Origin of the sequence: Moorena sp. SIO4E2 (genome assembly GCF_010671945.1) — a bacterium.
GTDB lineage: Bacteria > Cyanobacteriota > Cyanobacteriia > Cyanobacteriales > Coleofasciculaceae > Moorena > Moorena producens.
The window spans coordinates 1-8,203 of sequence record NZ_JAAHIE010000341.1 but is presented as its reverse complement, the minus strand read 5'-3'; the positions used below and the strand labels follow the sequence as shown (position 1 = coordinate 8,203).

Genomic DNA, 8,203 nt, shown 5'->3' with positions numbered 1-8,203 from the left:
AGCTATCAGCTATCAGCTATCAGCTATCAGCTATCAGCTATCAGCTATCAGCTATCAGCTATCAGCTATCAGCTATCAGCTATCAGCTATCAGCTATCAGCTATCAGCTATCAGCTATCAGCTATCAGCGATTAGCGCTATGGGCACGCTACTTTACGAACAGCTTTTGAATACAATAAGCTGACCACTGACGGCTGACGGCTGAATGCTTACGACCCCAGTTTGACAGAAACGTTATATATTTATTTTTGTACTAAGTCACGAATCATGATATAATACCGCGCCCTTAAACTGTGATCACGGAATTGTTTTAGGGACTTGCGTGTAAATAAAATAGCGATTAAAGTAGGTAGAGAAAAGTAATATAATTTACAATTATAAAAAAAACCAAACTGTTTTTGCGTAAGTATTCAGCTATCAGCCGTCAGCCGTCAGTGATTGGCCGTAGGCCACGCTACTTGAGGTGCCGTCAGCCGTCAGCCTTCAGCTTATTTTATTCAAAGGTGCGCTTGACCCATTAATAATTAAATTCGCTATAGGTGCGCGCCTAAAAGCACCGATTGCGCTACGGGCATAAGCTGATTACTGATAGCTGATAGCTGATAGCTGATTACTGAAGGCTGACAGCTGAATGCTTACGTTTTTGCCCACCCTACCAGCTACAAGCTTAAACTATGATAAAGGCATTGTTTTAGATTCTATTTGAGGTTTTTTTAGTCATGATTCTTCTTTTGATTGCTGTAACTCTAAATACTACATTTTGAAGTGGGAAATGTGGATTGTAGCAGTAAGGGAGATGCTGGCGAATCTGATCCAATGGCCTAGGAAGTGGCCTAGAAAATTCACTATCCGTGCAGTAGGTGGAGTAGTTTGTTGTTTTGTAATAGTCCTGTGCTTCACTTTATGGCCTTACCCTGGATCAGCCCAAGCCTGGTCTCTCCGGGAATGGTTAAATACCTTAGTCGTTCAAGAAATTAATCTAGGCCGTCAGTATCACCATACCCCCCTCCAGGTGCAGGGAACAATCCTGGGAACGGGGGGTATGCCTCTGGGTAATATTCCGGTTCGCCTAGGGCAAGCAGAAACAATTACTAATCCATCAGGGCAGTATCGCTTTATGTTGATGCCCCGTCATAATGCCCTGTTGGAAATTGATGCTCCTGACTATTACCAGGAAGTGATTCCTCTAGTTCTGGCCTTACCCCTGACAGTTTCGGAAGTGGAAGTAGAGCCGATTGCCCTGGTAAAACGGACAGATTCGGAGGCCAGGCTTCTGTTCGGGGGAGACGTAGCAATGGGTAGGCGGTTTCTCGACCCAGAAGAGAAAACTCCCCGCAATCGGATTCCTAAAAATACCTCTGATGCGCTGATTCAAGCATCCCATCCAAGACGGGGCAGTGCCAAGGTGTTTGAAGGTTTACAGCCTTTGTTCCAGCCTAAGGTCAGTGATTTTCGTAGTGTCAATCTGGAAACCCCTGTCCTGGATGACCCGACGACCCCCCACTGGGCGAAACCCTATAGTTTTTTTACCCTCCCTGAATCAGTCCGCCAGCTGCGCAAACTAGGGGTTGATTATGTCGCTCTAGGGAATAATCACCTCTGGGACTACTTAGCTTCTGGTTTGACTACCACTCTGGAGCAGTTACAAACTATTGGCCTGGCCTACAGTGGCGCTGGACTTACCCCACATGCAGCCCAGGAACCCGATCACCGACAATTGGGCAATACCAATTACAGCCTATTTTCCTTTACCTCCATTGCAGGCGATCGCTATCGAGAACCCCTACAGTTTGTGGCTAGCGACCATCAGGGGGGTGCAGCAGACTTGCGGGACATAGCAACAGTAAAATCCCTAATTGCCCAGGAACGAGAGCAAGGGCGTTTCCCGATTGTCCAAGTCCACACTGGTACTGAATACACCTATGCCCCCACTTCTTATGGGAGGGGTATGATAGACCAAGTGGCGAGTGCTGGAGCAGGGCTAGTGGTGGGACACCATCCCCATGTGGCTCAAGGCTTAGGGTTTCGTCAGGGTGTGCCTTTATTTTATAGCCTTGGTAACTTGGTGTTTGATTCCGATCGCCTGGAGACCTTACTGGAATTGGTAGCCTTGGTGGATATCGAGGATGAAGAGGTGAGGAGGCTCCAGGTTATTCCGATTTATTTGGAAGACTATCGTCCTCAACTGATAGGGGGAGACCTAGCCAATCGGTTTATCCGGAGGATTGGGGAGTTTTCTGAGGATGGAGTGCTGGTTTATCCCTATCTAAATCGGGGCTGGGTTTCTGTGGAAGGGGCTGATGGATCTGATGTCAGCATTCAAGACTACAGTATTCAAGACTACACTATTCAAGACTACAGTATAGATGTTCCGGTCATGATCAATCAAGATGGCTGGGGAGTAGTGGATTTGCGGGGGCTGGCTCCGAGTGAAGCCTCTCTATATCAGGTGCAAGTCAGCGCTGGTGACGTCTCTCAACTCCGTTTAGGGCGGGATTTAATGGGGTTTGGTGAGGCAGAAGATTGGGACATGGACTCCAATGAACAAGACCTCAACCGCTGGGGGGTATCTACGACAGGGAAGACATCCTTTCCCTGTTATCAAGGAGCCTATCGAGGTATCACCGGGATTTGTCTAGAGCGATCGCATCGCAATCGTGAGGTGGCTGTGGTTCCTTTTCGTCATCGGATACGGGTATTTGGAGATGCCCTTGATCGCCCTCAGAAAGACCTGACGATGGTGGGATATGTACGGGGGGAAAATGCCGGTCCGATAGAGCTGAAAGTCCGCTATCGTGCCAGTGAAGGGGAGCAAGGGTTTGGGGATAGGACTGTATTTACTCACCCTGGTCATACTTTTGACTGGGAACGGATTGTGCTAGACTTAGCAATGCCTGAGGATAAGCCAAAGGAGCAGGTGGCCAATCCTAAAAGAGATAATCCTCGTGCTGTGATGCTCTGGTTGCGTCACTATCCTCCCCAAGAAGGAAAGGGGCTAGCAATGTTCGATGACTTTGCCTGTGTCAGTTGGGAAAAGCCCCATTATCTGAACAATCCGATTCAGCTTTCGGTGCCTCATGCCCTTGACTTTTTACGGTTGACTGGGACCCCTGGTCTAGTGAAACTGCACCTAACCTTTCGAGCTTTTCAGCCTCAGTCTTAAATATTGGTAGTGAATCATTGGGAGGCTTAAGTTTGAGATGTTCAAGGAGGCTTTGCCTTTTTTACTGACTCTAGCCAGCTTGGTAGTCTACATTTTATATTTACTTGTTTCCTATTGGCAATTTCGTCAAAAACGGGATCAAATTCTGTATCGGGTTCATGTTAATGGGATTCGAGGTAAGTCCACGGTGACCCGCTATGTGGCAGCAGTTGTTAGGGCAGCAGGGTATAAAACGTTTGGCAAGATTACTGGTAGCACTACCCATATTCTCCATCCTAATGGTAAAGAGTCTATTTGGCCGCGAAAAGGCTATGCCAATGTTAACGAGCAAGTGGCAGTGATGCGCTATTTTTTTCGCCAGCAGGTAGAAGCGGTGGTGATGGAATGTATGGCGATTAACCCAGTCTATGCGGAATGGCTGGAAAAAAAAGTGATGCGCTCTCACGTTAGCATCATTACTAATGTTCGCTACGACCATCCAGAATATTTAGGGGAAACTCTGGAAGAAATTGCCCATTCCCTAGCAGTGACTATTCCTGAAAATGGTATTGTGATCACGGCTGAATCAAATCCTGTATTACTGGATATTCTCAACAGGGAAGCTAAACAAAGGGGCGCTAAATTGATTGCAGCTAATGCTAGTGACGTGATGGCTGAAGACCTGAAAGGATTTAGTGCTGTGGCTATAGAAGATAATGTTGCGATCGCACTAGAAGTAGGAAAGCTATTGGGAGTTCCTCGTAAACGGGCGGTTCAGGCTATGTGGCAGACTCTCAATGATGAGAGTGCTCTGAAACTGGAATCCTTTAATTGGCGAGATACTGGCATCGTTTGGGCTAACTTGTTTGCGGTCAATGACAGGGAAAGCTTTAATTTACTTTGCGATCGCATTTTTAACCAATATCCTGACCACGCCAAAGTGGTTTTACTCAACAACCGTTCCGATCGACTACCACGAGTAGCGTTATTCGCCAATCTTGCTAAGAGCTTGAGCTTTGATCGAGTGGTTACCATCGGAAGCTGCGAAGCAGAAGTACAAAAGTTATTCGCCAGTGAACCAGAACGTTTAGTGTTACTGGGTGACTCTACTCCGTTTAAAGATGCTCCTGGGACGACCTTACTAACCCAAATTACTGAAATCATAACGGAGCAAAAGATTCTGTTGGTGGGAGCTGTCAATATCCATACTCCTCAAGCCCAAGAACTCTTAAGTTTATTCCAAACCTTAGTCCAGGCTGCAAAATTGGAAGCAGTACCAAAACCGAAACAGAAAAAGAACAAACAGCAAAGGAACCAACAGAAACGACTCAAACAGAAACGACTCAAACAGAAACGATTCAAACAGAAAAGAACCAAACAAAAAGTATGTTCGAAACCATCAATACGTCAGAAATCACTCGTTTAGCCTTGCTGATTGGGGCTTATTCAGCCCTTCATTACAAAAAAACTGAAGGGGTAATCCCAGGGGGAATTATTGTTCCAGGGCTTTTAGTGGTAAGCCTAATCTTGTCGCCGATGTGGGGGATTAGCTTAATTGGATTGGCGTTTGTTTTATATGCTTTTTATCAATGCTACTTTAAACAATCGTCCAAACCTCGAACACCAATGTATATTTTGGCAATGATATCCCTATTTTCAGTTTATCCGATTGCCATCCTATACGACAGCTTAGGCTGGATGGAATTATCCCAGGATAGTCTGACCGGTAGTTTGCTCCCCGCTATCATTGCCTTTAGTTGGCTTAAACAGAAGCGGTTGAAGGTTCTACAAGGTATTGGTATCACTACCCTATTTACAGGGGGAATAGTGGCGACAATTTATTGGCTGGGTTGGTCTTGGCTCGATCTCGATTTTAATATTGTTCATCCTGCCTATGCCGATCAACTGGATATTGAGTTCAATTATCCGATGTTTCAATTTGGGATAGTACTGCTCTTAGGTTACTGGATTTACCAAAAGTCATCAGTACGATCCGGTGGTTATATTGTGCTTTCCGCTGCTGCTGCTTTGTTAATGGAACCCCTTAGTGCGGTGGCTTTTTTGCTGGGATGCCTGTTAGTTGGTACGTTAAGTTGGTTTATTTCTCGCTATAGCCTGATCATAGGACTTAATCGTTATAGTTTAGTGTTATTTATGAGTGTAGTCTATGTTTGGGGTGTGGAATTATTAGTACTGCTAGTTAATCCGACATTAGTTCCCTTCCGGGGCTTAAATTTATTAGTTGTAATTGCTATGATATCCTTGGTGAATGATGCCCTACTGTATTGGAAACAAGGAGGGGTAAAGTATATGACGCTTATTGGTTTGGTGGCAATTGTTATTCATGTATTAGCAAATAAGATAGCGTTTTTATTTTAAATGTGACCATAAGCTATCAGCTATCAGCGTGTCGCGTATCAGCTATCAGCTAATGCGCTACGCGCACGCTACGCGAACGTAAGCATTCAGTTATCAGCGATTAGCGCTACTTGAGGTGCTACTTGAGGTGCTATCAGCTTTGTGGCACAGGCTTCGACGCATCGGACCTAACTCAAATTAAACGAATACTTAGCCCTTTTCTTGATGCACTCGCTCACGGTAGGGGCTGCATCGCTTATTCGCGCATCACCTCAAGTAGCCTGGGCTATGGGTATAAGCTGACGGCTGACCGCTGACTGCTGAATGCTTACACGCGAACAGCTTATCCGTTACGTCCCAGCGTCGAAGCCTGTGCCACGCTACACCGAACAGCTTTTGAAGAAAACAGGTAAGCATTGGAATAATGCTGAGTTAAGTCACAAGCTAGAAGCCTCTGCCACGGCTGACCGCTGACCGCTGACCACTGACCGCTGAATGCTTACATGTGACGATAAGATTGATAGTAAAAGGATAACTAAAATGAAGCAGTTACTGTTACTGTTAGCTTTGGCGGGATTTCTGAGTTTAGGGAGTGCGATCGCTAAATTAAATTCCCCTCAACCTCCGGATCTACAGTATCTGCTAGAGCGTGGTGAATGTTCAGCTTGTGTATTAGAGGGGGGAAATCTACAGGGGCTCAATTTTCATTTTGCTGAGCTAGAAGGAGCAAATTTGCAACATATTCATGGCAAAGGCGCTAACTTTGAGGGGGCAAATTGTGGGAAAAGTCAATGGCAAAATTATCAGCTTCAGTATGCTGATTTTAGGGATGCTAATCTGAGCCATGCTAATTTACAACATGCTGATTTAATGGTAGCAAATTTCAAGGGAGCAAACCTGATTGAGGCTGATCTAGATTACGCTAATCTCCAAGGTGGTAAGTTTCAAGCTGCCCAAATCAGTAATGGACATTTACAGAGTGCTAATTTGGCCTATGCTCATTTAGAAGGAGCTAATCTAGCTAATGCTGATTTAAGCAACAGTCGGTTGGAAGGAGCAATACTGAAGGGGGCTAATTTGCAGGGAGCAAGTTTAGCAGGAGCTAATTTGAGGAAAGCTAATTTACAGGGAGCTAATTTAAAAGGGGCTAATCTAAATTTTACTAACTTCACCAACGCTAACCTATCTGATACTTATCTTGGGGGAGCAATTCTAGACCAAACTAACCTTGAAAAGGCTGTGCTGGAAAGAGCTTGTTTCGGTCCTGTGGAATGTACGTTCAAAACAAATTCAATAACATCGTTTTCAACAGCGGCTACTTTCAAAGAGGTTAACTTCAAGGGAACGAACGTAAAGGGAGCAAGTTTTAAGGGAATTGATGGGGAAACTATTCCCTGGGAAACTATGGAACTGTGCAATACAATTTTACCTGATGGAGTGGTAAGCGATCGCGATTGTGGGAATTAGGACAGGGAACAGGGAACAGGGAATCGGGAATCGGGAATCGGGAATCGGGAGTCGGGAGTCGGGAATCGGGAGTCGGGAGTCGGGAGTCGGGAGTCGGGAGTCGGGAACAGGCAATAGGCAATAGGCAATAGGTAAAAAATCTTGTGTATCTCATTACTATGAAAAACGCTATATAAGTCTCAAAATAATCGTAATGATTTAGCATTCATTCGTCAGCTGAATGTTTATGATGGGCAAATCCCCAGACTTTAAATTCTCATTAATCTCGAACTATTAAATTATCCTATTCCAGGTTGATTTTAAGCTGACCGCTGACCGCTGACCACTTACAAAAAAATAGCCGTAGAAATACTATCCACGGCTATGTCAATCACATATGTCAGAAATTTCCGAAACCCAAGGCCCCCGGGGGGGAAAACCCCCCAGAATTTTAAGGTGTTATGGCAACAACCAATACTTGGTCATAGTAGTCATCACTTCACCTGGAATATCGGTCGGTTCTAGAGGCGTCCACTCCGCAATCTCCGCATAGCCTAGGGCATAAAGCATCTGCATACTATGGATTACTGATTGACGAGGACCTTTGAGAGTGTGCTGAGTAGGTTGTTTCTTGAAGTTGCGAGTAAAGTTGTCTGACATAGTGAAAAAGTTCAACTTGGTTTATATTGATTATTGTAATGATTATAAAATTATTTGTCAAGGTTTTTAAGAAAGTTTTTTTGGGAAGTTTTAGGGTTAATTAAAAAAGTTATTTGACCGATAATAGGCTAGATAATTTTATTTTTTAATATCATTTTTTTTGGTATAATAATTGTAAGCATTCAGCCGTCAGCCGTCAGCCGTCAGCTAAAGGCTCACGCTACGCGAACAGCTTTTTGGCACAGGCTTTGGCCAAAAAGCTGTGCGAACGACGCTGGGACTTCACTCAGATTAAACCAATGGTTACTTGTTGTCTTGATGCAATAGCGAGTGGGGAAACCCCCTGTTCCCTTGCTGCATCGCTTATTCAAAAGCTGTTCGCGTAGCGCTTAAGCTGAATACTTACTAATAATTTTACAGCTACAGCGGTTTACAATTTAATCAGGTACACAGGATTTTTTACCTACTCCCTACTCCCTACTCCCTACTCCCTGTTCCCTGTTCCCTGTTCCTTATTTAATGTTAAAATTATGTCCAACAATCCTAACTATGATGCTCTTAAGGCAGCAATGAAATCTTTGCACGACCAGACAGTAT

8 protein-coding genes are annotated in these 8,203 nt (G+C 44.7%); 6 read left to right on the top strand and 2 right to left on the bottom strand.

Features of this window, described 5'->3' with window-relative positions:
- Positions 1-398 precede the first annotated feature (398 nt).
- The 6 genes from F6K37_RS26410 to F6K37_RS26385 all read left to right on the top strand — a co-directional run bounded on the left by F6K37_RS26410 (position 399) and on the right by F6K37_RS26385 (position 6,967).
- Positions 399-521: a hypothetical protein gene (locus F6K37_RS26410; RefSeq protein WP_267875691.1), complete on the top strand. Its 123-nt coding sequence runs from the start codon at positions 399-401 to the stop codon at positions 519-521.
- Between the two features lie 251 nt (positions 522-772).
- Positions 773-3,163, top strand: a complete 2,391-nt coding sequence (locus tag F6K37_RS26405; RefSeq protein WP_287253299.1) for a CapA family protein — start codon at positions 773-775, stop codon at positions 3,161-3,163.
- A gap of 37 nt (positions 3,164-3,200) precedes the next feature.
- Positions 3,201-4,568: a poly-gamma-glutamate synthase PgsB gene (gene pgsB / locus F6K37_RS26400; protein WP_008185596.1), complete on the top strand. Its 1,368-nt coding sequence runs from the start codon at positions 3,201-3,203 to the stop codon at positions 4,566-4,568.
- A complete protein-coding gene (locus tag F6K37_RS26395; RefSeq protein WP_287253295.1) occupies positions 4,529-5,521 on the top strand; it encodes a poly-gamma-glutamate biosynthesis protein PgsC/CapC in 993 nt (330 codons plus the stop codon). The genes pgsB and F6K37_RS26395 overlap by 40 nt, the downstream gene beginning before the upstream one ends.
- Positions 5,522-5,824: 303 nt before the next feature.
- Positions 5,825-5,974: a hypothetical protein gene (locus F6K37_RS26390; protein ID WP_158026621.1), complete on the top strand. Its 150-nt coding sequence runs from the start codon at positions 5,825-5,827 to the stop codon at positions 5,972-5,974.
- Between the two features lie 66 nt (positions 5,975-6,040).
- Positions 6,041-6,967 carry a pentapeptide repeat-containing protein gene (locus tag F6K37_RS26385; protein ID WP_287253291.1) on the top strand — a complete coding sequence of 309 codons (927 nt, stop codon included), beginning with the start codon at positions 6,041-6,043 and terminating at the stop codon, positions 6,965-6,967.
- Here F6K37_RS26385 and F6K37_RS26380 read toward each other — a convergent pair.
- Together F6K37_RS26380 and F6K37_RS26375 are read right to left on the bottom strand one after the other, a co-directional pair.
- Positions 6,964-7,095, bottom strand: coding sequence for a hypothetical protein (locus tag F6K37_RS26380; protein WP_287253290.1), 132 nt, complete (start codon positions 7,093-7,095; stop codon positions 6,964-6,966). The two genes, F6K37_RS26385 and F6K37_RS26380, sit on opposite strands and share 4 nt — an antisense overlap.
- 310 nt (positions 7,096-7,405) lie before the next feature.
- Positions 7,406-7,606: a hypothetical protein gene (locus F6K37_RS26375; protein WP_008187318.1), complete on the bottom strand. Its 201-nt coding sequence runs from the start codon at positions 7,604-7,606 to the stop codon at positions 7,406-7,408.
- Positions 7,607-8,203 lie beyond the last annotated feature (597 nt).